This is a genomic window from Streptosporangium vulgare (assembly GCF_042428775.1).
In the GTDB taxonomy this organism is placed as follows: domain Bacteria; phylum Actinomycetota; class Actinomycetes; order Streptosporangiales; family Streptosporangiaceae; genus Streptosporangium; species Streptosporangium vulgare.
This window is the reverse complement of record NZ_JBHMBS010000007.1, coordinates 180,095-206,403: the sequence shown is the minus strand read 5'-3', so window position 1 is coordinate 206,403 and position 26,309 is coordinate 180,095. Positions and strand designations below refer to the sequence as shown.

At 71.1% G+C, this 26,309-nt stretch carries 21 protein-coding genes; 6 read left to right on the top strand and 15 right to left on the bottom strand.

Annotation, left to right across the window (positions count from 1 at the left end):
- The first annotated feature begins 119 nt into the window (after positions 1-119).
- On the top strand, positions 120-2,147 hold the full coding sequence (locus ACFFRH_RS17255) for a cation:proton antiporter (RefSeq protein WP_386157936.1): 2,028 nt from the start codon (positions 120-122) through the stop codon (positions 2,145-2,147).
- Positions 2,148-2,351: 204 nt separating this feature from the next.
- Here ACFFRH_RS17255 and ACFFRH_RS17250 read toward each other — a convergent pair whose 3' ends face one another.
- The 4 genes from ACFFRH_RS17250 to ACFFRH_RS17235 form a co-directional block, all read right to left on the bottom strand.
- Positions 2,352-3,824 (bottom strand): FHA domain-containing protein, encoded by a 1,473-nt coding sequence (locus ACFFRH_RS17250; protein WP_386157675.1) that lies wholly within the window; start codon positions 3,822-3,824, stop codon positions 2,352-2,354.
- Positions 3,821-4,255 carry a hypothetical protein gene (locus ACFFRH_RS17245; protein WP_386157673.1) on the bottom strand — a complete coding sequence of 145 codons (435 nt, stop codon included), beginning with the start codon at positions 4,253-4,255 and terminating at the stop codon, positions 3,821-3,823. The genes ACFFRH_RS17250 and ACFFRH_RS17245 overlap by 4 nt, the downstream gene beginning before the upstream one ends.
- A gap of 12 nt (positions 4,256-4,267) precedes the next feature.
- Positions 4,268-5,803, bottom strand: a complete 1,536-nt coding sequence (locus tag ACFFRH_RS17240; RefSeq protein ID WP_386157670.1) for a hypothetical protein — start codon at positions 5,801-5,803, stop codon at positions 4,268-4,270.
- 170 nt (positions 5,804-5,973) lie between these two features.
- Entirely contained in the window at positions 5,974-7,065 is a 1,092-nt protein-coding gene (locus tag ACFFRH_RS17235) for a site-2 protease family protein (RefSeq protein WP_386157933.1), read from the bottom strand.
- A 168-nt stretch (positions 7,066-7,233) separates the two neighbouring features.
- Here ACFFRH_RS17235 and ACFFRH_RS17230 point away from each other — a divergent pair, with 168 nt between their 5' ends.
- The 3 genes from ACFFRH_RS17230 to ACFFRH_RS17220 all read left to right on the top strand — a co-directional run bounded on the left by ACFFRH_RS17230 (position 7,234) and on the right by ACFFRH_RS17220 (position 10,477).
- A complete protein-coding gene (locus ACFFRH_RS17230; protein ID WP_386157667.1) occupies positions 7,234-8,112 on the top strand; it encodes a RecB family exonuclease in 879 nt (292 codons plus the stop codon).
- A 344-nt stretch (positions 8,113-8,456) separates the two neighbouring features.
- Positions 8,457-9,794 (top strand): sensor histidine kinase, encoded by a 1,338-nt coding sequence (locus tag ACFFRH_RS17225; RefSeq protein WP_386157663.1) that lies wholly within the window; start codon positions 8,457-8,459, stop codon positions 9,792-9,794.
- A complete protein-coding gene (locus tag ACFFRH_RS17220; protein WP_350967820.1) occupies positions 9,794-10,477 on the top strand; it encodes a response regulator in 684 nt (227 codons plus the stop codon). The genes ACFFRH_RS17225 and ACFFRH_RS17220 overlap by 1 nt, the downstream gene beginning before the upstream one ends.
- A gap of 64 nt (positions 10,478-10,541) precedes the next feature.
- Here ACFFRH_RS17220 and ACFFRH_RS17215 read toward each other — a convergent pair whose 3' ends face one another.
- The 8 genes from ACFFRH_RS17215 to metH all read right to left on the bottom strand — a co-directional run bounded on the left by ACFFRH_RS17215 (position 10,542) and on the right by metH (position 21,819).
- Positions 10,542-11,609 carry an ABC transporter ATP-binding protein gene (locus ACFFRH_RS17215; protein ID WP_386157658.1) on the bottom strand — a complete coding sequence of 356 codons (1,068 nt, stop codon included), beginning with the start codon at positions 11,607-11,609 and terminating at the stop codon, positions 10,542-10,544.
- A 46-nt stretch (positions 11,610-11,655) separates the two neighbouring features.
- The gene (locus ACFFRH_RS17210) at positions 11,656-12,699 is read right to left on the bottom strand and encodes an ABC transporter ATP-binding protein (protein ID WP_386157655.1); all 1,044 of its coding nucleotides are present in this window, start codon (positions 12,697-12,699) and stop codon (positions 11,656-11,658) included.
- Complete coding sequence (locus ACFFRH_RS17205; protein WP_386157652.1) at positions 12,696-13,709, bottom strand: ABC transporter permease; 1,014 nt, start codon at positions 13,707-13,709, stop codon at positions 12,696-12,698. Before ACFFRH_RS17205 ends, ACFFRH_RS17210 begins: the two co-directional genes overlap by 4 nt.
- 81 nt (positions 13,710-13,790) lie before the next feature.
- Positions 13,791-15,569, bottom strand: a complete 1,779-nt coding sequence (locus ACFFRH_RS17200) for an ABC transporter substrate-binding protein (protein WP_386157650.1) — start codon at positions 15,567-15,569, stop codon at positions 13,791-13,793.
- 58 nt (positions 15,570-15,627) lie between these two features.
- Complete coding sequence (locus ACFFRH_RS17195; protein ID WP_386157647.1) at positions 15,628-16,638, bottom strand: ABC transporter permease; 1,011 nt, start codon at positions 16,636-16,638, stop codon at positions 15,628-15,630.
- Positions 16,639-16,903: 265 nt separating this feature from the next.
- Positions 16,904-17,470, bottom strand: a complete 567-nt coding sequence (locus tag ACFFRH_RS17190) for a cellulose synthase (RefSeq protein WP_386157644.1) — start codon at positions 17,468-17,470, stop codon at positions 16,904-16,906.
- A 120-nt stretch (positions 17,471-17,590) separates the two neighbouring features.
- On the bottom strand, positions 17,591-18,322 hold the full coding sequence (locus ACFFRH_RS17185) for an HAD family hydrolase (RefSeq protein ID WP_386157641.1): 732 nt from the start codon (positions 18,320-18,322) through the stop codon (positions 17,591-17,593).
- Positions 18,323-18,354: 32 nt separating this feature from the next.
- The gene (metH, locus tag ACFFRH_RS17180) at positions 18,355-21,819 is read right to left on the bottom strand and encodes a methionine synthase (protein WP_386157638.1); all 3,465 of its coding nucleotides are present in this window, start codon (positions 21,817-21,819) and stop codon (positions 18,355-18,357) included.
- 270 nt (positions 21,820-22,089) lie between these two features.
- Between metH and ACFFRH_RS17175 the strand changes: the two genes are divergently transcribed.
- Positions 22,090-22,944, top strand: a complete 855-nt coding sequence (locus tag ACFFRH_RS17175; RefSeq protein WP_350967829.1) for a PAC2 family protein — start codon at positions 22,090-22,092, stop codon at positions 22,942-22,944.
- A gap of 243 nt (positions 22,945-23,187) precedes the next feature.
- Positions 23,188-23,820 (top strand): hypothetical protein, encoded by a 633-nt coding sequence (locus tag ACFFRH_RS17170; protein WP_386157634.1) that lies wholly within the window; start codon positions 23,188-23,190, stop codon positions 23,818-23,820.
- Positions 23,821-23,972: 152 nt separating this feature from the next.
- Here ACFFRH_RS17170 and ACFFRH_RS17165 read toward each other — a convergent pair whose 3' ends face one another.
- The 3 genes from ACFFRH_RS17165 to nirD form a co-directional block, all read right to left on the bottom strand.
- Positions 23,973-24,704 (bottom strand): sirohydrochlorin chelatase, encoded by a 732-nt coding sequence (locus ACFFRH_RS17165; protein WP_386157631.1) that lies wholly within the window; start codon positions 24,702-24,704, stop codon positions 23,973-23,975.
- On the bottom strand, positions 24,701-25,870 hold the full coding sequence (locus ACFFRH_RS17160; protein WP_386157628.1) for a uroporphyrinogen-III synthase: 1,170 nt from the start codon (positions 25,868-25,870) through the stop codon (positions 24,701-24,703). Before ACFFRH_RS17160 ends, ACFFRH_RS17165 begins: the two co-directional genes overlap by 4 nt.
- A gap of 76 nt (positions 25,871-25,946) precedes the next feature.
- The gene (gene nirD / locus ACFFRH_RS17155; RefSeq protein WP_386157625.1) at positions 25,947-26,300 is read right to left on the bottom strand and encodes a nitrite reductase small subunit NirD; all 354 of its coding nucleotides are present in this window, start codon (positions 26,298-26,300) and stop codon (positions 25,947-25,949) included.
- Positions 26,301-26,309: the final 9 nt, after the last annotated feature.

Genomic DNA, 26,309 nt, shown 5'->3' with positions numbered 1-26,309 from the left:
AACGGTCTCCCTCCATGCCCGCGCAACGTTCGCGACGACATTCCCCACACGGTAACGTCGCCCTCGACATTCTCAGGGCTTTTCTTTGCATACGGAAAGCGTGCTGGCAAGTGCTCCATATGGACCTGCTCCTGCTCGACCTTGTCATCGTCCTCGCGGCGGCCCGGCTGTTCGGCGCGCTCGCCAGGCGACTCGGACAGCCACCGGTCATCGGCGAGATCGTGGCGGGCATCCTGCTGGGCCCCACCCTGCTGGGGCCCCTGATCGGCGACCGGCTGTTCGGACCCGAGATGCGGCCCCCGCTGCAGGCGCTGGCCAACGTCGGCCTCGTGCTGTTCATGTTCGTCGTCGGCCTGGAGCTGGACCAGAAGCTGGTCAGGGGCAAGGGCCGGATCGCGGTGACCGTGGCGCTCGGCTCGACGGTGGTGCCGTTCGTCCTGGGCTGCGTGCTCGCGCTCTCCATCGCGGGCGAGCACGTGGGCGGTGACAGGACCCTGCCGTTCGTGCTGTTCATGGGCGCGGCGATGGCCGCCACCGCGTTCCCGGTGCTGGCCAGGATCCTCACCGACCGGGGAATGCAGCGCATCACGCTCGGCGGCCTCGCCCTCGCCTCGGCGGCCGTCATCGACGTGCTCGCCTGGACCGTCCTGGCGGTGGTGGTGGGCATCGCCGGGGCGGGCGAGGCCGAGGGACAGTGGAAGGTCCTGCTCGCCCTGCCGTACGCGCTGGTGATGTTCCTGGTGGTCAAGCCGCTGCTGGCCCGCCTGGTGCCCGCGTACGAGAGGGCGGGGCGGCTCACGCCCGGCCTGCTCTCGCTGGTGCTCATCGGCCTGATCGGGTCGGCCTGGGCCACCGAGTGGATGCACGTCCACTTCATCTTCGGGGCGTTCGTGTTCGGCACGGTGATGCCCCGCGAGGGGGCGGAGCGGCTCAACCACGAGATCCTGGAGCGGCTGGAGCAGCTCGCCGTGCTGCTGCTGTTGCCGATGTTCTTCGTGGTGGCGGGTCTCAACGTCAACCTGCGCGAGCTCGACCTGTCCAGCCTCGGCACCCTCGCCGCGATCCTGGCCGTCGCGATCGGCGGCAAGCTGCTCGGCTCCTACGCCGCCGCCCGGACGCAGCGGCTGCCCGCCCGGCAGTCCTGGACGCTGGCCGCCCTGCTCAACACGCGAGGGCTCACCGAGATCGTCATTCTCACCGTCGGCCTGCAGAAGGGCGTGCTCGACGACGAGCTGTACTCGCTGATGGTGGTCATGGCCCTGGTCACGACCGCGATGACCGGCCCGCTGGTGCGCAGGCTCTACCCCGACCGGCGGGTGGCCCGCGACATCGCCGACGCCGAGCGCGCCGCCCTCGGGGTGACCGCCGCCCACCGGGTGCTGGTGATCGTGCCGGAGCCTCCCGCCGAGCAGGCCCCGCTGGTCGGCCTGGCCACCACCCTGGCCCTCTCGAAAGCCCCGTCCGAGGTGGTCCTGGGTCACCTGCGCCCCTACCCGGCGGGGCGCCTGGAGGTCGGCAGCGGCCTCTCCTCGGAGCTGGCCGAACTGGCCGAGACCCTTCAGGAGCTGGAGACGCTGGCCGCCACGGCCCGCGAGCGCGGCTCGGACAGCAGGGTGGTGAGCCGGTTCAGCGCGGACGTGGCGGGCGAGCTGCCGGGGCTGGCCTCCGGCGCCCTGCCCGACCTGCTCGTGCTGCCCGCCGGGGTCCCCGGCCACGCCGGTGTGCGCGACGGCGCAACCTGCCGCGTGGTGACCGTGACCGCGGCCGTGTCCCAGTCCCCGTTCCTGTTCGAGGGGGCGGGGCCGGGCTCCGAGCCGGGGCCGGTGGCGGTGCACCACGGCTCGGGCGACGACGCGGCCGCCCACGTGGCACTCACCCTCGCGATGCTGCTGGGGTGCCCCCTCGTGCTCACCGGAGGAAACCGGGCCTCGGCGCTGGCCCAGCGACTGGTCAGGCTCGGGGTGGAGGCCGGCTCGGGCCCGGTCCCGGAAGGCGCTCTGGTCGTGGCCGCCGACACCGTGAACGCCCCGGAGGGCGCCCACCTGCTGGTCCGCGCCGAGCAGGACGCCGACCCGGTCGACTGGGCCGGGGCCGTCTCCGCCCTGCGCGGCCTGCTCTCACCCGTCACCCCGGTCGTGCGGCCCTGACCACCCGCCCGTCCCACCCTCCAGCCCCGGGAGCACCGGGAGCGGCGACTGCTCTGTGAGGCCCGGAATCTGGGAGGTCCCCGGAGAACACGCCGGGCGGCACGGCCGTGGCCGTGCCGCCCGGAAGGCGCGAGGCGTTCTCGTCGCCGGGCGTTCTCAGCGGTGAGCGTTCCCGGCGACGGGCGTTCTCAGGGGTGAGCGTTCTCAGCGGTTGCGGTGCGACTCGTAGCGCATGGTGCGCGAGACGCCGATCCGCACGGTGGTGCCGGGCAGGATCGCGACCGGCTCGTTCGGCGGGATGTCGTAGAAGTTGGGGTCGCCGGGCGGCTGGATCTGGGTGCCGTTCACCGACCCCAGGTCGACCAGGTTGACGTCCCAGCCGTCCAGCGCCACCCGCAGGTGGCGCCGGGAGACCGAGCCGTCGGGGCTGGTGACCTTCGCCGGGCGCACCGAGCCGTCGGCCACCTCGGGAGCCCGCTCGGGGTCGCGGCCCACCAGGTAGTCGGTGTCGAGCCGCAACGTCAGGCCGTCGTCGAGGAGCAGCACCCCCAGCGGCGGGCGCGGCCCCTTGTAGGGGACCAGGGTGCGCTGGACCAGCGCGATGCCGCAGACCGCGCAGTAGGGCACGCGAGGGTCGTTGAAGTGGTCGTTCTTGCAGTCGACCCCGTAGACCAGCGGCCGCGCCTCGGGCTCGGCCGCGGGGCCGGAGGGCTCGTTCCCCGGCTGCGAGCCCCCGGGCGTCAGCAGCTCGTACTCGAACGGCTGGTCGCGCACGTCGACGGGGTCCCCGCCGATGCCGCTCGCCATGGCGGTGTCGATGTCCTCGTGGTGGACGACCGCGGGGGCGGGCCCGGTGGAGGGGCCGCCGGAGTGGGCGCCCGAGTGGCCGGGAGAGGAGAGCGGGCCCTGCGGCATCGGCTCGGAGTGCCAGCCCTGCGGCTGCGGCTCGCGCCGCGGCTCGACCGGCGGGGCGACCGGGGGGTAGGGCTCGGCCGGGCCCATCGGGTAGGGCGCGGGCGGGGCGGCCTCCGGAGGGGCCGACCACTCGGGGGGCGCCGCCCGCTCGGGCGGCGCGGGCATCGGGGTGGGTGCGGGGGCCGCGGGCTCCATCCGGGGCGCGGCGTGCTGGACGTCCTGCTGGACCTGCTGGGCGTGCTGCCCCTGGGGGGCGGACTCCGTCCGCGGCACGGCCCGCGGGGCGGCGCCCGCCTCGGTCAGGTCGCACCAGACCCCACCCGCGACGATCACCCCGGCGTCCAGCCGGGACAGCGGGTGCGCGTCCCCGGCGTCGGGCAGGCGCAGCTCCACCCGGGTCACCGGGCCGGGGACCAGCCGGTCGGACCAGGTGAGCGCGTCACGGCCGGCGAGCTGGATCTCACCGTTCGCGCCGGTCACCGACGCGAACGCCGGGCCGCTGACCAGCACGGCCACTCCCCCGCTGACGGGACCGGCGACGGCGCACGCCACCGGCTCGCCCATCATCACGGCGAGGATCTGGGCGACCCGGCGGGCCAGCGCCCGGCCGTCGCCGCCGGAGGCCGCGGTCTCCCGAAGCGCTCCCAGCAGATCCTCGACGACGGCCTCGGCCGCGTCGCACACCAGCAGCAGGCCGCCCTCATGGGCCACCAGCCCGTTGCCCGGAAGCGGACGCACCACCCCGAAGCCCTGGTCGGTCACAGAACTCTCCCTCCCCGGAAACGCCACCGGATGAACGGCACCCTCATGGGACCGTTCGTCACCAACCAGATGCTTACCCAGACGACGGTGAAGTGCGTCCAGAAGGCGGCCGGCGGGACCGGATCGATGAAATCAACTGCACCGGACCGTAGCAAAAAGTACAGCACAAGACCTTCGGGCACGAGTGTCAGCAGCCCGAACAGGGTCGGCCAGTCCTTCTCCCATCTGAACTGCATCAGGAAGTGGTATATCAGCTCCCAGACGACCCCCAGCACGGCCACCGCCGCGATCACGAGGAGGCCGTTGACGTAGCGTCCGGAGAGCGGCCCGGAACCGGGAAGCAGCGGAACGATGAGCAGGGTGATGACCACACCGACGGTGGCGAGCATGAACAGGCGCGTCTGAATACGGCCCATCAGGGTCGGAACCACGGGAGATACTCCTTACACCGACGAGTTGCGGGCCCATTTGAACCACTGCGAGGTCGACCGCAGCGGTCCCATCTTCTTGACGAATCCTCGCCTCGCCAGGTCGTCGGCTATCTCCTGGGCCGCGATCTGCAGGCCGAGGAAGGTGTCGACGCCGGGGAAGTAGCCGCCGAGGGTGGCCGATCCGGAGGCGTAGAGGGCGCCGTCACCGCTCGCCGTCCCCTTCACCTCGAAGTGGCGCTCCACGTCCAGCCTGCCCACCGGGTTGCGGCCCGCCCCGCCGTACTGGAGCAGGTCCGCGAAGATCCGGTGCTCGGCGATGTCGGCCTCCAGGCCCGTGCAGTCGATGATGTAGTCGGACACCGGCTCCCGGACGATGCCGTCGCCGCTGCGCACGTAACTGACGAGCCGCCCGTCGCGGCTCTGCTCCACCCGGTCGACGGTGCCCTGCACGGGGTGGTAGTAGCCGCCGCTGCGGCCCGCCCGCATCTGCTCCTGCCAGCGCCGCCTGAAGGGGGTGTTGGTGCCGCCCATCTGCTTGTACTTCTTCGCGCGGTCGGCCCCCTCCAGCTTGCGCATCTCCGCCTTGAGCTGGCCGCCCCACACCGACTTGGGGTAGTTGAAGCCCTGGTAGGCCCAGCCGTCGCCGCCCTTGCGGCGCGACCAGATGTGCGGGCCGTGCGAGCCGCTGACGAACGTGCGGAAGATGTGGATGATCTGGGTCTGCAGGTTGTACTTCTCCCGGTCGTCGAACAGCCGCTGGAGCACCCGGGAGGCGACGATGCCGCCGCCGCGGATGACCACGGTGCCCGGCCGGGTCTTCAGGAACTCGTACACCTGCTCGTGCGGCTCGTAGGCGTTGACGACGTGCTGGTAGTCACCGTGCTTGGTGCGGAACTCCTGCAGGTCGGGCAGGAACTTCAGGCCCGGGTAGCCGATCGCGACGTGCACGAAGCGCGAGCGGAAGATGATGCGCTTGGTCGGCGCCGCGCCGTCGGGCGGGGTGACCACGGTGAAGTAGCCGCCGCCCGCCCTGCGGCGCACCATCCGCACCTGGCCCTTGACCAGCATGTCCCAGTAGTTGATGCGCTTGGCCTCGCGTTCGAGGTTCTCGAAGACGGTGCCGGCGCGCGGGGTCCAGTAGTCGTTCAGGAGCGGCTCGGTGAGGATCTGCCACAGGTAGGACGGCTTCTTCTCCTTCCACGCCTCCTCCAGGGCGTAGGAGGGGAATCCCCACAGGTTGTCGGGGCGGGAGGAGGAGTCGGAGCGGATCCGCTCGCTCCGGGGGATCTGCGAGCACCTGGTGAGGAACTCGTAGGTCTGCCACGGATGGTCGATGTTGGACACCACCCGCATCTGCGAGGTGGGCACACCGTAGATCCTCAGGTAGTCGAGCGTCACGAAGGAGCCCATGCCGCCGCCGACCGTGAGGAAGGGGATGTCGTACATGGGAATGCCCGCGGCCGCGACCATCTGATCGGTCCATTCGGGGGCGCCGAGGAGATCCGGCGTCAGATCGCCGGCCGGAGCCGGTGTTTGGGGGGGTGCCAATTGACGTCCCTTAAGCTACTTGGCCAGCCCGATCGCTGGTCAAAACCCTAGTCCTGGTAAGTGCCGAAGACGAGTAGGACGAACGGGCATGATCCTCTCCTGCCGCCCCGTCCCTGTCCCCGTCATCGGCGAGTATCCAGTGAGACGCCTGTGAACGACCTGTGGTTCGCTTAAACCCCGCTGAACACGCGGTTCACGTCCGAGGTCGCGAGCACGCCGAAGATCTCGCCACCGCGCTCGACCAGGAGGTACTCCCCCGCCGGGGACTCGCGCATGGCCTCGATCAGCGGCTCCCCCTCCAGGTCGGCGGCGAGCACCAGCGACGGCTCCAGGCTGCGCGCCAGCGAACCCGCCGTCACCCAGGGGCGGCGGCTCTCCGGGGTGGCCTCCACCGCGACCTCGTTCACGATGCCCGTGGGGTGGCCCTCGTGGTCGACCACCACCATCGCCCCCGCCCGCGCCTCCGTGGCCCGGCGCAGGGCCTCGGCCAGCGGCACGTCGCCGGTCACCGCGATGGCCCGCCTGGCCAAGGCACGGGCGTTGACCTCGGGGATGCGGGCCCGCACGCGGGCGCCGCGCAGTGCCTGGGTGGCGCCGAACCAGATGAAGGCGGCGAGCAGCATCGTCCAGACGATCATGGTCGTCTCCGGCTCCTGCCCGGCCACCAGCGCCAGGCCTATGGGGAGCACGACCAGGGCGACGGCCAGCACCCGGCCGGCCCAGGCGGCCGCGATCGTGCCGGAGACGGGTTTGCGGGTGATCTTCCACACGCCCGCCCGCAGCATGCGCCCGCCGTCGAGCGGCAGTCCCGGCAGCAGGTTGAAGACCCCGACCATCAGGTTGGCGAGCCAGAGCTGGAAGACCAGGACGGCGATGATCGTGCCGGGGGCGATCACGTAGGAGGCGGCGAAGCCGAGCGCGGCCAGCCCGAGCGAGAGCAGCGGCCCGGCGAAGGCCACCATGAACTCCCTGCCGGGGGTCTCCGGCTCGCGCTCGATCTCCGAGACGCCGCCGAGCAGGTAGAGCGTGATCCGCCGGACCGGCAGGCCGTACATCCTGGCCACCACGCAGTGGGCCAGCTCGTGCAGGAGCACCGAGACGTACAGCAGCACCGCGAAGACGAACGCGACGACGTACGTGAGCGGGGTGCTCAGGTCGGGCAGCCGGTAGGCCACCACGCTCTGGAACGAGTAGGTGATGAACGCCGCCACGATGAACCAGGTCGGCGAGACGTAGATCGGGATGCCGAACGGGCGGCCCATCCGCAACCCCGGATTGTCCTGGCGTGGGCTGTCGCTGCTCACCGCTGGCTCACCATTCCTCGTCCCATCCACCCTCAGGCCTCGATGGTACGCGCCGCCGGGCCTCCGGCAGACGCCGCGAGGGCGCCTCGGGCACAAACTGTCGTCACCGTGACCTACAGTGCGGTCATGTCGCTGACCGAGCCCACGATCGTCGGAGCCCTGTCGCCTTCGCGCGCGGGTGACTTCATGACGTGCCCGCTGCTCTACCGCTTCCGGGTGATCGACCGGCTTCCCGAGCCGCCGTCGCCCGCCGCGGTGCGCGGCACGATGGTCCACTCGGTGCTGGAGCGCCTGTACGACCTGCCCGCCCCGCAGCGCACGGTCACCGCGGCCCAGGACCTGCTGGAGCCGCAGTGGCACAGGCTCCAGGAGGAGGATCCGTCGTACGCGGGCATGTTCACCGGCGACGACGACCGCGCCGAGTGGCTGGCCCAGGCCCGCGAGATGCTGGAGCGTTACTTCTCCCTCGAGGATCCCACCTGCCTGGAGCCCGCCGAGCGGGAGCTCTACGTGGAGGCGGTGCTCGGCAGCGGCCTGATGCTGCGGGGCTACATCGACCGGCTGGACGTGGCGCCCACCGGCGAGGTCCGCGTCGTCGACTACAAGACCGGCAGCGCCCCCGGGCCCGCCTTCGAGGCCAAGGCGCTGTTCCAGATGAAGTTCTACGCGCTGGTCCTGTGGCGGTTGCGCGGCTCGGTGCCCCGCATGCTCCAGCTGATGTATCTCGGGGGCGACGGCGAGGTCCTGCGCTACGTCCCCGACGAGGCCGACCTGCTCGCCACCGAGCGCAAGGTCCAGGCCCTGTGGCAGGCCATCGAGCGGGCCCTGGAGACGGGCGAGTGGCGCTCCAGGCCCAGCAGGCTGTGCGGCTGGTGCAGCTACCAGGACCTGTGCCCGGAGTTCGGCGGCACTCCCCCGCCCGTGCCCGAGCGGCAGCCCGGCGACACCGTCCGCAGCAACCGGCGCCCCGCCAGGAGTTCGAGGGCGGCCACCGACGAGCTCTAGCGGCCGTGACGGCGGCGATTCCGGCGCCTCCCGGTCCGGTCGCTCAGACCCGGCGTCTCCCGGTCCCGGCCACTCGGACCCGGCTCCCCCGCGGCGCTCCCCCGGCCCGGCCCACCCCGGCGCGGCCTCACAGCGCTCCCCGGCCCGGCCCCGGCGCGGCTTTGAGCATTCCCCGGACCGACCCCGGCGCGGCCTCACGGCGCTCCCCGGGCCGGTCCCGGGCAGGTGCCCGTCTGTCCCGGGCATGTGCCCGACCGTTTCCCGGGGCGGATCCTTCGCGGGGATGAGGGCGATATCCACCTCTGGCAGGGTGGCGCCCGGAGAAGGGCGCCTAAATTGATTGTGTGCGCAACACCATCGGCAGCCTTCGGACCTGGTTCCGCGGGCACCCGCTGATTCCTGACGCGATCTTCGGTGGAGCGCTGGCCGCCGCCTCGGTCCCCTTCGCCCAGGCGGCCCACGTCTTCGGCGACCCCGACCGGCTGAGGGCGCCCGACGCGATGGGCCTCGGCCTGATCGTGGCCGGCTGCCTGTCGGTGACGTTGCGCCGCCACCGGCCGTTCCTGATGCTCCTGCTGGTCTGCGTGGCCGAGGTCACACTGGCCGCCACGGGCCGGAACCCCTCCCTGCTCTGGCTCGTCACCCTGGTGCTGGTCTACACGATCGCCGCCGGGCGCGGCCTGGCGCTCAGCCTGTGCGCTCCGGCCCTGGCCCTCACCGGTCACGTCCTGTCGTCGGCGGCGGGCGCCGGGCTCGGCGGGCTCTACGGGCTCTACGGGCTCTACGGGCTCTACGGGCTCGGCGGGCTCGGCGGCTGGGGCGGCCTCCTGCTGATGACCGTGTTCACCGCCTCCCTGTGGGTCGCCGGCCGGAGCGTGCGGTTGCGCCGGGCCTACCAGGCGGAGCTGCGCGACCGGGCGCGGCGCATGGAGCGCGCCCGGGAGGCCGACACCCGGGCGGCCAGGGCGGAGGAGCGCTCCCGCATCGCCCGCGAGCTGCACGACGTGGTCGCCCACCACGTGAGCGTGATGACCGTCCAGGCCGCCGCGGCGCGGCGGGTGCTGGCCAGCAACCCCGACGGGGCACGGGAGGCCCTGTCGGCGATCGAGGAGCTCGGCCGGACCGCGATGTCGGAGATGCGCAGCATGGTGGGCGTGCTCAGGACCGACGGGACGCCCGCGGAGCGCAACCCGCAGCCGGGGGTGCGTGAGATCCCGGCCCTGGTCGACCAGATGCGCGAGGCGGGGTTGCGGACGCAGCTGTGGATCGAGGACGAGCGGGGCGCCTCTCCCGCGGGAGGGGCGGAGGGAACGCCGGGAGCGGCGGAAGCGGCAGGAGCACCGGGAAGGGCGGGATCACCGGGATCGCTGGGGTCGCTGCCTCCCGGTGTCGACCTGGCCGCCTACAGGCTGGTCCAGGAGGCCCTGACCAACAGCCTGCGGCACGCGGGGCCCCAGGCGCGGGCCTGGGTGACGGTGCGCCACGAGCCAGGCGAGCTGGCCATCCAGGTCGAGGACGACGGCCTCGGCCCGGAGGCGCGCGACGCGGACGAGGAGGTGGCCGGGCACGGATTGGCGGGCATCCGGGAACGTGTCGCCCTCTATGGTGGACTTCTGAGGATCGGCCCGCGCGACGGGGGCGGATTCGAGGTCAATGCCCGGTTCCCCCTCAAGGACACGTGATGACGATCAGAGTGCTGCTGGTGGACGACCAGCCGCTGCTGCGCACGGGTTTCCGCCTGATCCTGGAGGCCGAGCCCGATCTCACGGTGGTCGGCGAGGCGGGCGACGGCAAGGCCGCGCAGGACCAGTCGCGGGCGCTGCTGCCCGACGTGGTGCTGATGGACATCCGGATGCCGGGCGTGGACGGCATCGAGGCGACCCGCAGGATCGTGCGGGAGGCCACCGCGGGCGCGCACGTGCCGCGGGTGCTGGTGCTGACGACCTTCGACCTCGACGAGTACATCGTGGAGGCGCTGCGCGCCGGGGCGAGCGGGTTCCTGCTGAAGGACGTGCCGCCCGAGGAGCTGGTGCAGGCCATCCGGGTGGTCGCGGCGGGCGACGCGATCGTCGCGCCGAGCGTCACCAGGCGGCTGCTGGACAAGTTCGGGGCGCATCTGCCCTCGGCGCACCAGCAGTCGACCCCCGCGCGCCTGGACCGGCTGACCGAGCGTGAGCTGGAGGTGCTCCGGCTGATCGCCAAGGGCATGTCCAACGCGGAGATCGCCGCCCAGCTGGTGGTGAGCGAGACGACGGTGAAGACCCACGTCGGCAACGTGCTCACCAAGCTGGGCCTGCGCGACCGCGTGCAGGCCGTCGTCCTCGCCTACGAGACCGGCCTGATCACGCCGGGCGCGCTTCCCTGACCCGCTTCACGCGCCCGCCCGCACGGGCGTCCGTACGGGCGGGGGTGGGGCGGGGTGAGGGCGGTCAGCCGGAGACGGCCTGCGGGGCCTGCTGCCCGGCGGGGGCGTTCTCCGGGAAGTGGCAGGCCACCTGGTGTCCCGGGGCCAGCGTCGCCAGCGGCGGCTCCACCGTCTTGCAGATCTCCTGTGCCTTCCAGCACCGGGTGTGGAACCGGCAGGCGGGCGGCGGGTTGAGCGGGCTGGGCACGTCGCCCTGCAGGCGGATGCGCTCGCGGTCCTTGCGCCGGGCCGGGTCGGGGACGGGCACCGCGGACATCAGCGCGGTGGTGTACGGGTGCATGGGCGAGTCGTACAGTTCCTTGCGGTCGGCCAGCTCGACGATCTTGCCGAGATACATGACCGCGACCCGGTCGCTGATGTGCCGGATGACCGACAGGTCGTGCGCGACGATGACGTAGGTCAGGTCGAGCTCGTTCTGCAGGTCCTCCAGGAGGTTGACCACCTGGGCCTGGATCGACACGTCCAGCGCGGAGACCGGCTCGTCGGCGATGATGAGCTTGGGCTTGAGCGCGAGCGTGCGGGCGATGCCGATGCGCTGGCGCTGGCCGCCGGAGAACTCGTGCGGGTAGCGGTTGTAGTGCTCGGGGTTGAGCCCGACCAGCTCCAGGATCTCCTGGACCGCCTTCTTGGTGCCCTGCTCGGTCTGGATCCCCTGGATGCGGTACGGGGCGCCGACGATGGCGCCGACCGTGTGCCGGGGGTTGAGCGACGAGTAGGGGTCCTGGAAGATCATCTGCATGTCGCGGCGGAGCGGGCGGATCTTGGCCTGGGACATGTGGGTGATGTCGTGGCCCTCGAAGACGATCTTGCCGTCGGTGGGCTCCAGCAGGCGGGTGATGAGCCGTCCCGTGGTGCTCTTGCCGCAGCCCGACTCGCCCACCAGACCGAGCGTCTCGCCCTTGCGGACGTCGAAGGTGATCCCGTCGACCGCCTTGACCGCGCCGACCTGCCTGCGCAGCAGGCCCTTGGTCACCGGGAAGTGCTTCTGCAGGCCCTGCACGGACAGCAGCGCGTCGGAGGGAGACCTCTCGGCCGCGCCGCCCTTGTCGTCAACGACGTTGACCGAGGTCACGTGTCCTCCCTAACCCGAGGCGTGCTGTGCTGACCGGCTCGCTCGCTCACGTGCTCTCCATCATCGGCTTGATCTCGTTCTCCCAGATGGACCGCCGTTCCGCGCGGGGCATGTGGCAGCGGACCAGGTGGCCGCCGTCGGTCTCCAGCAGCTGCGGCACCTCCGAGGTGGCCTTGCCCTCGGTACGGCCCGCGAAGGCGCACCGGGGGTTGAAGGCGCAGCCGGACGGCACGTTGATCAGGGAGGGCGGGGAGCCCTTGATCGGGAGCAGCCGCTCGGTGGGCTCGCGGTCCAGGCGGGGCATCGACCCCAGCAGACCCCAGGTGTAGGGGTGCTCGGGCCGGTAGAAGGTGTCCTCGGCCGTGCCGTACTCGACGCACTTGCCGCCGTACATCACCAGGATGTCGTCCGACAGCTCGGCGACCACGCCGAGGTCGTGGGTGATGACGATCAGCGCGGAGTTGAACTCGCTCTGCAGGTCGCGCATGAGGTCGAGGATCTGCGCCTGGACGGTCACGTCGAGGGCCGTGGTGGGCTCGTCGGCGATGAGCAGCTCGGGGTCGCAGGAGAGCGCCATCGCGATCATCGCGCGCTGGCGCATGCCGCCGGAGAAGTGGTGGGGGTAGTCGTCGACCCGCTTGTCGGGCTGCGGGATCCCCACCCGGCCGAGCATGTCGATCGCGTGCTTGCGGGCGACGGCCTTGCTGACGTCGTGGTGGATCCGGTACGCCTCGATGATCTGGGCGCCCACGGTGTAGTACGGGTGCATGGCGGACAGCGGGTCCTGGAAGATCATCGCCATCTTCTTGCCGCGCAGGGTCCGCACGTGGTCGGCGCTCGCGCCGACGAGCTCCTCGCCGTCCAGCCAGATCTCACCGGAGATCTTGGCCCGCCCGCCCTTGTGCAGGCCCAGGATGCCGAGGCTGGTCACGCTCTTGCCCGAGCCCGACTCGCCCACGATGCCCAGGGTCTTGCCCCGGTCGAGCTTGAACGACAGGCCGTCGACGGACCTGACCAGGCCGTCCTCGGTCGGGAAGTGGATGCGCAGGTCGCGCAGTTCCAGGAAGGACTCCGGTGCGGGAGTCGTCATGAGAGCCTCACCCTCGGGTCGACCACCGCGTACAGGACGTCCACGATGAGATTGGCCACGACGATGAAGATCGCCGCGAACAGCGTCACGCCCAGGACGACGGGCAGGTCGTTGCCCCGGATCGCGTCGATGACCAGCTTGCCGATGCCGGGGATGGAGAAGGTGCTCTCGGTGAGCACCGCGCCGCCCAGCAGCAGGCCGAGGTCCAGGCCGAAGATGGTGAGGATCGGGGTCAGCGTGGCCCGCAGCGCGTGCTTGGTCACGACCGTCCGCTCCTTGAGGCCCTTGGCCCGGGCCGTGCGGATGTAGTCCTCGCCCATGGTCTCCAGCATGCCCGCCCGGGTGAGCCGGGCGTACAGCGCGGCGTACAGGAACGCCAGGGTGACCCAGGGCATGACGAGCGACTGGAACCACATGACCGGGTTCTCGGTGAAGCCGGTGTAACTGCCTCCGCCGGGGAAGATCCCCAGCGTGTAGGCGAACAGCGACAGCGACACCAGGCCGGTGAAGTAGATGGGGAGCGAGACTCCGGCCAGGGCGACCGTCATGACGGCCCGGTCGAGCACGCTGCCGCGTCTCAGCGCGGAGATGACGCCGACGCTGACGCCGACGACGACCCAGGTGACCGCGGCGCCCAGGGCCAGGGAGACCGTCGCGGGGAGCCGGTCGAGCAGTGTCGGCCAGACCGGCTGGTTGTTGTTGAACGAGAAGCCGAAGCACGGTGCCGGGCACTCGGCCTTGCGCGGGCCGAGGGAGTAGTCCTGGCCGGCGACGATGCCCTGCGCGAACCGGCCGTACTGGACCAGGATCGGGTCGTCCAGGTGCAGCCGCTTGACGGCACCCTGGATCGCCTCAGGGGTGGCGTCTCGCCCGACGTAACGCGACGCCATGCCCTCGGGGGTCTGTCCCAGGGCACGCGGGATGAGGAAGAAGATCGCGAAGGTGGCCATGCTGACGATGGCGAGCATCAGCACGGCGGCGATCACGCGGCGGACGATGAAAGCGACCACGATCGTTCGGCCAAAGTGCCCGGGAGGGTCGCTCCCGGGCACTGTCAGGCCTTCACCTGCCTTTGGCTAACTAGGGAAGGGCTACTGCTGGACGCCGAGCCACGTGTAGTCGTACATGCCGTAGGCCGGGTGCACGTACACGTTGGTCAGGGTCGACGGACGGAAGATCAGCGTCTTCTCGTAGACGAAGGACATGAAGGCGGCAGACTCCATGACCTTCTGGTCGACCTGGGCCCAGATCTCGTTGCGGGCCGCGGTGTCGGTGGTCTGGATGCCCTTGTCCAGCAGGTCGTTCACCGACTGGTCGTTGAGCTCCATCATGTTGTAGTTGCCGGAGTCCTTGATGAAGCGACCGTCGACGATCTGCGACAGGAAGCCGAAGCCGGACGGCCAGTCGGCGCCCCAGCCGGCGATCATGATGCCCAGGCCGTTCTTGTGCACGAAGTCCGGACGGCCGGCGTACTGCGCGCTCCAGTCACCCGACGGGTACTTCTTGATGGTGGCCTTGATGCCCACGCGGTCGAGGGAGGCCTGGAGGGCCTCGGCGACCTGGACCTCCTTCACGCGGTCACCGCGGACCGCGATGTTGGTCTCGAAGCCGTTCGGCTGGCCGCAGGCCGTCAGGTGCTCCTTGGCCTTGTTCAGGTCGCCCTTGTGGTCGGCACCGTTGGGGTACAGGTCGAACTGCTTGTAGCCGACCGTGGTCGGGGTCATCGCGGTGGTGCCGATCTCGCCGCCGAGCGGGCCGCCCCAGGGAGCCTGGGTGGCGGTCTTGTCGGTGGCGTACTGCACGGCCTTGCGGCAGTCGATGTTGTCGAACGGCTTCACCGCGGTCGACATCATCGCGTAGCGGTTGAACGGCGTGAAGGGGTTGTCCGTGGAGTCCTTCAGCTTGGGGTCCGTGACGATCTTGGCACGGGCCGCCGGCTGGACGCCGGTGCCGCCGAGGTCGACGTGGATCTGGCCGTTGATGAGCCGCTGGTCGATGTCGTCGGCGTTCTGCTTGAACTGCACCTCGATGCGGTCCGGCAGCTGCTTGCGGGTGGAGTCGGTCGACTGGTCCCAGTTCTCGTTCTTGACCAGGTTGAACTGCTTGCCGACCTCGTAGCTCTCGAGCTTGTAGGGGCCGGTCGAGACCAGGGCCTTCTCGTAGTCGATGCCGGTGTCCTTGGCCTGCGGGACGGGCGCGGACTGCGGGTTGGCGACGAGGAAGTCGAACTCGGCGAAGGGCGCCTTGAGCTTGAAGACGACGGTCTGGTCGTCGGGGGTCTCGATGCCCTTGAAGTTGTCGAGGTTCTTGTCCTTGTAGGGACCCTTGTAGTCACCGGCGTCGAGGTACTCCGCGAAGTACTTCGGACCGTCGGTGAGCTCCTCGGTGAAGTTGCTGCGGGCGATGGCGTACTTGACGTCCGCGGCCTTGACCTCGGTGCCGTCGTCGTACTTGATGCCCTTCTTGATCTTGTACGTCCAGGTCTTGCCGTCCTCGCTCGCCACGCCGGGGCCCTCGGCGAGGTCCGGGACCAGCTTCAGACCGGCGTCGCCGGGCTCGGCGGAGTAGGTCAGCAGGGGACGGGCGTACAGCCTGGTGAAGTTCCAGTTCCAGGCGTAGTACGTGTTGCCCGGGTCCATCGAGTCGGGCTCGTCGGAGAGGGCGAACTTGAGGGTGCCGCCCTTGGCGTCCGACGGGTTGACGACCTTGGTGTAGCCGTCGTTGTACTTGGCGGCGGAGGCCGCGGCACCCGTTCCCTGGGATCCGGAGGACGTGTTGCCACCGCCACCGGCCGTTCCGCCACAGGCGGCCAGTCCCATGGTCAGAGCGGTACCCAGCGCGGCGAGCGCCAGTACGTTGATCTTCCTCATCGTGGTGGTATACCCCTTGTCATGAGTGACGGTGATATAGAGGACGGTCGCTTGTTCGCTACCGGGCTCGCGGGTCGAGGGCGTCCCGGAGCCCGTCGCCCAGAAGGTTGAAGGCCATGACGGTGATGAAGATCGCCAGGCCCGGGACGATCATGAAGTGGGGCGCGATCGTGTAGTAGGTGACCGCGCTGGTGAGCATGCCGCCCCAGGAGGCCTGCGGCTCGTTCACACCGACGCCGAGGAACGACAGAGCCGCCTCGAACAGGATGTTCGTGGGGATCAGCAGGGTCGCGTAGACGAGGATCGGCGCCACGAGGTTGGGGAACATCTCACGGAAGATGATGTATCTGTTGCCCGCGCCCAGGGATCGGGCCGCGTCGACGAACTCGCGCTCGCGCAGCGACAGGGTCTGGCCTCGCACGATGCGCGCGATGTACGGCCAGTTGAAGAAGCCGATGATGAAAACGATCACCGCGATCCGCAGGCCGTTGCCCTTCAGCCCGAGGGCCTGGTCGGGGACGGCGCCGACGATGGCGATCGCGAACAGCAGCAGGGGGAAGGCGAGGAAGACGTCCATCGCCCGGCTGATGAGGGTGTCGACCCAGCCGCCGAAGAAGCCCGCGAGCACGCCCAGCAGCGAGCCGAGCACCACCGAGACCAGCGTGGCCAGGAAGGCGACCAGCAGCGAGATCTGGGCGCCCGACAGGATCCGGGCGAAGATGTCACGGCCGTTGACCGGCTCCAGCCCGAACGGGTGCTCAAGGCTTATCCCGCCCCAGGCGCCCATCGGGGCGCTCGTCATGGGGTCGATGAGGTCGTTGTTCGGAATGTTCGGAGAGTCGCCGAACAGCGCGATGAGCCCGCCGAAGGGACGCTCCGCGAAGATCGCGATCAGCGTCAGAAAGACCACGACGAAAGCGCCGATAATCGCTGCTTTATCGCGCTTCAGGCGCAGCCAAGCGATCTGGCCGAGAGACCGGCCTTCGATGGCTTTTCCGCCCACCCCTTCGAGAACAGCCTCCGGCTGGGCCTCCATGGCCGTGCCGGGGACGTCGAGCGGTGCGGTCATACAGTGGCCCCCTGGATCCCAGACGACGTTGTCCGTCAACGCGTCCCCCGGGTCGGGGCAGCGCGCCGTAAGTCTACGGGCCGTTATTAGTGGTCCCGTGCGCAGAATCTATGGGCTGAACTGCGCTGACCAGTCCTCTGAGGCGCTATGTGGCTCAACTGTGATTCACGTGAAATTCATTCGTTTTGATCTTGAAGGTAATGTCCGGAAGCCGTTCCGCTTATGTCTCGGATTCGTGACATTGAAACGATGCGGTGACATAGCGTCACCCGATCCCCCGGCGCTTCAGGATGTCCTCGATATCGGAGAAGTCGTCGTCGGCGGCCGGCTTCGCCGCGGGCTTGGACCCGGCGGTCCTGGAAACGGGCGAGGGCGCGGGGGTGCGCTTGGGCAGCGGCTGCGTGACGGCGGTCGCGCCCGGCGTTCCCGTCGATCCCGGCGTCCCCTGCGGCACGGCCCGGCGCTGCCCCGCGGCCGGGGCACTCGCGACGGGCGCCGGTGAGGCCCCGGAGGAGGCGGCGGCCCTGAGGCGGCGGCCGCGCAGGAAGCCGGAGACCAGGAAGAGCAGCGCGGAGAGCCCGGCCACCCCCACCCCGGCCCACACCGTGGGGTTGAGCACCAGGTTGGCGACGAAGGTGACGACCGCCGTGCCGATGTTCCACAGGGTCGGCAGCGCGCCGGTCAGGAACGCGGCGACCGGCAGCAGCGACCAGGCCGCGGCGCGCAACCCCGCCGCGGCGCCCCGGCGCCGCATCAGCAGCACACTCAGCACCAGTCCCACGCCGGTGACCCCTGCGCAGATCGGCAACCACGCGATCTGTTCGAACGACATAGCGGACCGCCCCTCGTATCGGCTTACCCGATCTCCATCCTGGCACGTCGAACCGGGACAGGCCCTCCTTCCTGAGGAGGGATCACCCCTTAGGGGATACGGGCCGGCTCGCGGGAAAGATCAGGGGCGATCCCCGACCCCGGACGGCTCACCGGAGGACAGCCCATCGGGGGACGGCTCACCCGAGGACAGCCCGTCGGGGGACGGCTCACCCAAGGACAGCGCGCGTAGGATCGCCACGTCGACCTCCAGCAGCGAGCCGACGACGAGGCGGCCGGGCGCGGCGGTGATCGGCAGCACGCTCGGCACCGCCACCACCCGGCAGCCCGCCGCGGTGGCCGACGTCACCCCGTTCGGGGAGTCCTCCAGGGCGACGCAACGGCCCGGATCGGCACCCAGCAGCCGGGCCCCCGTCAGGTAGGGCTCGGGATGGGGCTTGGTCCTGGTGACGTGGTCGCCGGTGACCACGTGGTCGAAGTTGTGCGCGCCGATGCTCCTCAGGCACGCCTCGGCGATCGGCCGGACCGACGAGGTGACCAGCGCGGTGGCCAGGCCGTGCCCGCGCACCTCCGCCAGCAGCTCGGCGGCGCCCGGCATCATCTCCACCCCGCCCGCGAGCCTGGCGGTCATGCCCTCCAGCATCCAGGTCTCCACCTCGTCGGGGGTGGCGCCCCCGCCGGAGACGGCGAGCATGTAGGCCACGGTGGCTGGCATGGAGCCGCCCACCAGATTCTCCTGGTGGGCCTCCCCCCACTCACCGCCGAGCCGTTCCATCACCTCGGTCTCGACCTGAAACCAGATCTTCTCGCTGTCGACGAGAAGCCCGTCCATGTCGAAGAGAACCGCTTCCATTCCCGGTGAACCCCCTGCCGATCACACGCCGGTCATACGTTGAAGTAGTTGGCCTCGGGATGGTGGACGATCAGCGCGGACGTCGACTGCTCGGGGTGGAGCTGGAACTCCTCCGACAGCTCGACGCCGATCCTCGCCGGGTCGAGCAGCCCCATCAGCTGGACCTGGTCCTCCAGATTGGGGCAGGCCGGATAGCCGAAGGAGTAGCGGCAGCCCGCGACGTTGACCTTGAGCATGTCCTCCAGGGACTCGTCGCCGCCGATGCCGAGCTCGGAGCGCACGCGCGCGTGCCAGTACTCGGCCAGGGCCTCGGTCAGCTGCACCGACAGGCCGTGCAGCTCCAGGTAGTCGCGGTAGGCGTCCTTGGCGAACAGCTCGTTCGCGGCCTCGGAGACCCTGTTGCCCATCGTCGCGACCTGGAGGGCGACGACGTCGACCTCGCCGGAGTCCTTGGACCTGAAGAAGTCGGACAGGCACAGGTGCCGGTCGCGCCGCTGGCGCGGGAAGGTGAAGCGGGTGCGCTCGTCGCCCCCCTCGTCCAGGATGATCAGCGAGTCGCCGTCGCTGACGCACGGGAAGTAGCCGTAGACGACCGCCGCCTCCAGCAGCCCGTCGGTCTGCATCCGCTCCAGCCACATCCGCAGGCGCGGGCGGCCCTCGGTCTCGACCAGCTCCTCGTACGAGGGCCCGTCGCCGCCCCGCGCGGCCTTGAGGCCCCACTGGCCCATGAACGTCGCCCGCTCGTCCAGGAACGCGGCGTACTCGGCGAGCGGCACGCCCTTGACGACGCGCTCGCCGAGGAAGGGCGCCGACGGCACCGGGTTGTCGGCGGCGACGTCGGAGCGGGCGGGCAGCTCCTCCACCGGGGTCCTGACCAGCGTGGCGCCGCCCTTGACCCGGCGCTCGCGCAGCGGCGGCAGGCTCGCGCCCTTCTCCCCGCGCTTGACCGCCATGAAGGCGTCCATCAGGCGCAGTCCCTCGAAGGCGTCGCGGGCGTAGCGGACCTCGCCCCGGAAGAGCTCCGCGAGGTCCTGCTCGACGTAGGCGCGGGTCAGCGCGGCCCCGCCGAGCAGGACGGGGAACTTCTCGGAGATGCCCCGGGAGTTCATCTCCTCCAGGTTCTCCTTCATGACGACCGTGGACTTCACCAGCAGCCCGGACATGCCGATGACGTCGGCCCTCTTCTCCTCGGCGGCCTCCAGGATGACCGACACCGGCTGCTTGATGCCGAGGTTGACGACCTCGTAGCCGTTGTTGGAGAGGATGATGTCGACCAGGTTCTTGCCGATGTCGTGCACGTCGCCCTTGACGGTGGCGAGCACGATGCGGCCCTTGATCTCGCCCTCGACCCGCTCCATGTGCGGCTCCAGGTAGGCGACCGAGGTCTTCATCACCTCGGCCGACTGGAGCACGAACGGCAGCTGCATCTGGCCGGAGCCGAACAGCTCGCCGACGGTCTTCATGCCGTCGAGCAGCACGTCGTTGACGATCTCCAGGGCGGGGCGCCGGGCGAGGCCCTCGTCGAGGTCGGCCTCCAGGCCCTTGCGCTCGCCGTCGACGATGCGGCGCTTGAGCCGCTCCCACAGCGGCAGCGCGGCGAGCTCCTCGGCCTTGCTCTCCTTGAGCGCGGCGGCGTCGACGCCCTCGAACAGCTCCATGAACCGCTGCAGCGGGTCGTAGCCCTCTCTGCGCCGGTCGTAGACCATGTCCAGGGCGACCTCGCGCTGCTCCTCGGGGATGCGCGCCATCGGCAGGATCTTGGAGGCGTGCACGATCGCCGCGTCGAGACCGGCGTTGACGCACTCGTTGAGGAAGACCGAGTTGAGCACGATCCGTGCCGCCGGGTTGAGGCCGAACGAGACGTTCGACAGGCCCAGGACCGTCTGCACGCCGGGGTGCAGCCGCTTGATCTCCTTGATCGCCTCGATCGTCTCCAGCGCGTCGCGCCGGGTCTCCTCCTGGCCGGTGGCGATGGGGAAGGTGAGCATGTCGACGAGGATGTCCTCGACTCTCATCCCCCAGTTGGCCGTCAGGTCCTCGACGAGACGTACCGCGATCCCGACCTTCAGATCGGCGGTGCGGGCCTGGCCCTGCTCGTCGATGGTGAGGGCGACCACGGCGGCGCCGTACTCGCGGACCAGGGTCATGTTCCGGTGGAAGCGCGTCTCGGGGCCGTCGCCCTCCTCGTAGTTGACCGAGTTGACGACCGCGCGCCCGCCGAGCATCTGCAGCCCGGCCTCCAGGACGGCGGGCTCGGTGGAGTCGAGGACGACCGGCAGCGTGGAGGCGGTGGCGAAGCGGAAGGCCAGCTCCCTCATGTCGGCCACGCCGTCGCGGCCCACGTAGTCGACGCAGAGGTCGAGCATGTGCGCGCCGTCGCGGGCCTGCCCCCGCGCGATCTCCACGCACTCCTCCCAGTCCTGGGCGAGCATCGCCTCGCGGAAGACCTTGGAGCCGACGGCGTTGGTGCGCTCGCCGATGGCCAGGTACGAGGTGTCCTGGCGGAAGGGGACGCTCTGGTAGAGGGAGGAGGCGCCCGCCTCGGGGCGGGGGCGGCGCGGGGCCGTCTCCCGCCCGCGGACCCGCTCGACGACCTGGCGCAGGTGCTCGGGGGTGGTGCCGCAGCAGCCGCCGACCAGGGACAGCCCGTAGTCGCGGGTGAAGTTCTCGTGCGCCGAGGCCAGCTCCTCGGGGCTCAGCGGGTAGTAGGCGCCGTCGGAGGTGAGCACGGGCAGCCCGGCGTTGGGCATGCACGACAGGCGGACCCGGGCGTGGCGGGCCAGGTAGCGCAGGTGCTCGCTCATCTCGGCGGGGCCGGTCGCGCAGTTGAGGCCGATCACGTCGACGCCGAGGGGCTCGATCGCGGTCAGGGCCGCGCCGATCTCCGAGCCCAGCAGCATCGCGCCGTTGGTCTCGATGGTCACCTGGGCGATGACCGGCACGTCACGGCCGGAGTCGGCGATGGCCCGGCGGGCGCCGATCACCGCCGCCTTGACCTGGAGCAGGTCCTGGGAGGTCTCGATGATCAGCGCGTCGGCGCCACCGGCGACCAGGCCGGCGGCGTTGTCGTAGTAGGCGTCGCGCAGCTCGGCGTACGGCTTGTGCCCGAGGGTGGGGAGCTTGGTGCCGGGGCCGATGGAGCCGAGCACGAAGCGCGGGCGGTCGGGGGTGGACCAGGCGTCGGCGGCCTCGCGGGCGACGCGGGCACCGGCCTCGGAATACTCGAAGACGCGTTCGGAGATGTCGTATTCGCCGAGAGCTGAAAGGTTGGCCCCGAAGGTGTTGGTCTCGACGCAGTCGACCCCCACCTCGAAATAGGCCTCGTGCACGGCGCGGACGATGTCGGGACGGGTGACGTTGAGCACTTCGTTGCAGCCCTCATGGTCCTGGAAGTCATCCATGGTGACGTCGTGGGCCTGAAGCATCGTCCCCATTGCCCCGTCGGCGACCATCACGCGCTCGGCCAGGACTTCACGGAAAGACGGAGTGCTTGTCATGGGACAAGAGTACTGGGAGCCCTCGGGCCGCCCCCTTGATCGGCGGCGGCCCCGGCCCGCCGTGGCCGCCGTGGCCGGGAGCCCACCGGCCCGGTGGGACAGCGGTGGGACAGCGGTGGGACAGGGCGCGAGGCCCGGCGCCGCCGGGCGGGTGCGGGCGATCGGGCCGCGACGTCCCGATCGCCCGCACCATGTCGGGAAGGTGACGTGAAGGCCCCCTCACCGCATAGGCTTAGCCGGATAGGACGTGAGGTGAGAAGGAGGGGGCGCGTGATCGAGATCGAAGGTCTGCCCGAGCTCGTCGACCCGGTGATGATCGCCGCGTTCGAGGGGTGGAACGACGCGGGTGAGGCCTCGAGCGGAGTGATCGCGCACCTCGAGGAGGAGTGGAAGGCGACCCCGCTGGTCTCCCTGGACCCGGAGGAATACTACGACTTCCAGGTGACCCGCCCGATCGTCGAGATGGGCGAGGGGCTGACGCGCTCCATCACCTGGCCGACCACCAAGCTGTCGGTGGCCAGGCCCCCGGGCGTCGACCGTGACGTGGTGCTGCTGCGCGGCATCGAGCCCAACATGCGCTGGCGCGCCTTCTGCGAGGAGATCGTGCTGGTCTGCCGCGAGCTGGGGGTCGAGCTGGCGGTCCTGCTCGGCGCGCTGCTCAACGACTCGCCGCACACCCGCCCGGTGCCGATCGTGGGGTCGGCGACCGACGAGGGCCTGGCCAGGGCGATCAACCTGGAGCTGAGCCGCTACGAGGGGCCGACCGGCATCGTCGGCGTCCTGCAGCACTCCCTGGGCGCCGCCGGGCTGCACGCCGTGTCGCTGTGGGCCTCGGTGCCGCACTACGTCGCCCAGCCGCCCAACCCGAAGGCCACCATGGCGCTGCTCAGCCGGATGGAGGACCTGCTCGACATCCCGATGCCGCTGGGCGAGCTGGCCGAGGAGTCCCGGGCCTGGGAGCACGGCGTCGACGAGCTCGCCTCCCAGGACAGCGAGGTCGCCGAGTACGTCAAGGAGCTCGAGGAGCGCAAGGACGCCGCCGAGCTGCCCGAGGCGAGCGGCGACGCCATCGCCGCCGAGTTCGAGCGCTATCTGCGCCGGCGCGACCGTGACTCCGACGGCTGAACTCACGGCCTACGGTTACCACCGGAGGCTCTTTTTCGCCTAGGTTGAATCGGTCGAGCCTGGGGTCGGTCCCGGGTCGGCAGGCACGGATCGGGCACGCCCCGGATCGCCGGGGGCGAGCCGGGCGGAAAGACCGGACGTCGGCGACTCCACGGCCAGCAGGACACGGCCCCGTGGACACCGGTGGACGACGCATCACCGTTACGACCATCTGTCCATGTGACTGCGCATGTTGGGGCGACCATGGCGACTCCCTATATCGACCCGTACCAGCTCGACCAGCACCGGCGGACCGTCGATCCGCACCGGAACGCCCAGGAGGCGCGGCGCCGCGTCCTGGAGCTGGCCGCGTTCATGAAGCGCGAGGAGGCCGACGACGCCGCGCAACCGCGCTCGCGCGGCACCGCGTCCGGCCACGCCGTCGACATGTTCCTCGCCCTGCTGCAGGACCGGCTCCCGGTCTGGCTGCGCATCCTCGACGACCTGATGTACCTGGTCGGCAAGGGCCGGGTGAGCGAGAACCTGCTGCCCATCGCGCGGGCGGGCATCGACTACTACTGCGAGGTCCAGGCGGCGTCGCTGCCCGCCTTCACCTCCCCCTCGGTCACCGTCCGCTTCCGCGAGGCGATGCGCGACAGCGATATCGGGCCGATGTCAGAGATCGTCCCGCTCACCGCGTACCTGGCGGCCGAGCAGCGGGCGGGGCGCGTCTCCCCCGACGTCGTCCCGGTCGCCAGCGCCCGGCTGCTGCTCGCCGGCTGCTTCAGCCACGCCTACTACGAGACGCTTCTCGGCGCCGACGACTTCCTGCCCTCGCGGGACGAGGTGGCCGAGGAGATCGTCCGGGAGCTGAGGCTGGAGCCCCCGCCGGCCTGACCCGCCTTCAGCTTCGGCGAGCCCGTCCCCCTTCGGCTCCTGGCGAGCCCGACCTGCCTTCGCGATCGAGCCCCGGCGGGACCGGTCGCCCCCCGCGATCGGTCCCGCCGGGGCTCGATCACCCCCCCCCGCGACCACCGGCACCGGGTGGATCACGCCGGTGTCCTGACGTTCGAGGACCGGGCGCCCCGGTCGAGGCCGGCCGCCATCGACGCCAGGCGGGCCTGGTCGAACCGGGCCCACACCAGCGCGGCCAGGTCGGCGTCCACCCCCAGGGGGGCGGCGACCAGGTCGGCCCCCGACGCCTCCAGGCGGTCCTGGAAGAAGCCGGGGGCGAGCAGGTAGGAGGCGAGCGCGATCCGCGGCGCGGGTCCCGAGCGCAGCCGCTCCAGGGCCTCGCCGACCGACGGGGTGCCCGTCGCGGCGAAGGCCGCGGTGACCGGGCGGGAGAGCCGCACCGACAGCAGCCGGGCCGCCGCCCGCACGTCGGCCAGCGCGGCCGGATCGGACGACCCCGCCGCTCCCAGGATCACCGAGTCGGCCGCCCTCAGCCCCGCGGCGGCCAGCCGCCTGGCGAGGACGGCGGTGAGCAGCGGGTGCGGTCCCAGCGGGGCCGCCATCACGGCGTCCGGCCGCGCCGAGGCGACCACGGAGGGCAGGTCGATGTGGACGTGGTAGCCGCCCGCCAGCAGCAGCGGGACCACCACGACGGGGCCGGGCAGGCAGGGAAGCACGTCGGCCAGCGACGGCGAGCTGATCTCCAGGAACGCCTGCTCCACCCGCGTCCCCCGGCGGCCCCTGCGCACCAGGTCCCGCAGTCCCGCCAGGGTCTCCTCGCCTCTCGCGCTACGTGTCCCGTGCCCGGCCAGGACGAGCGTCGTCACAGGCCTTCGCCCCGGTCGCAGGCCAGGCGGTAGCCGCGCTTGACGACCGTCTCGACGATCCCCGCGGGACCGAGGGCGCGGCGCAGGCGGGTGATGGCCATCTCGACCGCGTGCTCGGCCGAGTCGCGCGACGGGCCGCCGGGCAGCACGGTCCGCAGGTCGGAGCGGGCCACCACGTGTCCCGGCTTGTCGGACAGGCGCTTGAGGACCGCCATCGGCGCGGGCGGCAGCGGCTTCAGCTCGCCGTCCACCGCGACGGCGTGGCCGCGGATCTCCAGCTGGTGGCCGCCGGCGACCAGGCGGGTGACGCTGTGCTCGGGCAGGTGCCTGGCGAGCGTACGGGCCAGCGTGCCCAGGCGGGAGCGCTCGGGCTGCACGGTGGGCACCCCGCGCGCCTCCAGCGGCGCGGCGGTGACCGGTCCCACGCAGGCGGCGACGACAGGCCCGGCGAAGGCCGCGATCAGCGCGTCCTCCAGGCCGTCGGCGCGGGCGGAGTTGAGCATGGCCAGCACGGCCGGGGCGCTGGTGAAGGCCACCGCGTCCACCCCGCCGGAGATCGCCTGGCTGACCAGGCGCCGCAGCGGCGACACGTCGCGGTAGGGCAGCCACCGGTAGACCGGCACCTCGATGACCTCCGCGCCCGCCTCGCGCAGCGCGGCCACGAAACCGGTCAGCGGCTCCCCGTGCAGCTGCACGGCGATGCGGCGCCCGCGCAGGTCCTGGGCGAGCAGGTGCTGCTTGACCTCCTCGCACGACTCCGTGGGCGGGGTCCAGTGGTCGGTCAGGCCCGCCGCCCTGACCGCGCCGCGCGCCTTGGGCCCGCGGGTCAGCAGCCGGGCCGCGGTCAGGTGCTCGGAGAGGTCGCCGGAGAGCCCCCAGCCCTCGGCCGCCGCCATCCAGCCGCGGAAGCCGACACCGGTGGTGACCACCACGTCGTCGACCGGGGCGGACAGGCTGGCGCGGGTCGCGGCCAGCAGGTCGGCGTCCTCGGCCAGGGGCACCAGCCGGATCGCCGGGGCGCGCACCACTCTCGCGCCCCGGCGTTCCAGCAGCGCGCAGAACTCCTCGCGCCGCCGGGTGGCGGTGACCCCGATCGTGAACCCGGCCAGCGCGTCGGGCGCGGTCTCGGGAGAGCCGACGGGACTGTCCAGAACGGCGATGCTCATCTGTCGTTCACCACTTCTCGCTCGATGTTTCCTCGGTATCCGGCCGCCCGCGGCCTCACCCCGTGCCCGCCCGCGCTCACCCGGGCCCCACCTCCACCGTCCCGTCGGTGACGCGGATCGGATAGGTCGGCACGGTCACCGCGGGGTCGTCCAGGCACACCCCCGTCGCGAGGGAGAACACCTGCTTGTGCATCGGGGAGGCCACCACGGGCTCGCCCGCCCTGGTGCCCACGATCCCCCGGGACAGGACGTGGGCGCCGCTGAACGGATCGCGGTTGCCGATCGCGAACAGGGATCCGTCGAAGGCGCGGAACAACGCGATCTGCCTGCCGTCGACGAGCGCGCACGCTCCGCGCTCGGGCAGCAGGTCCGTGTAGGAGCAGACCGCCGTCCAGGCGATCGTCTCCAGGTCTTCTCTCAGGGCGGTCATCGGTGAAGG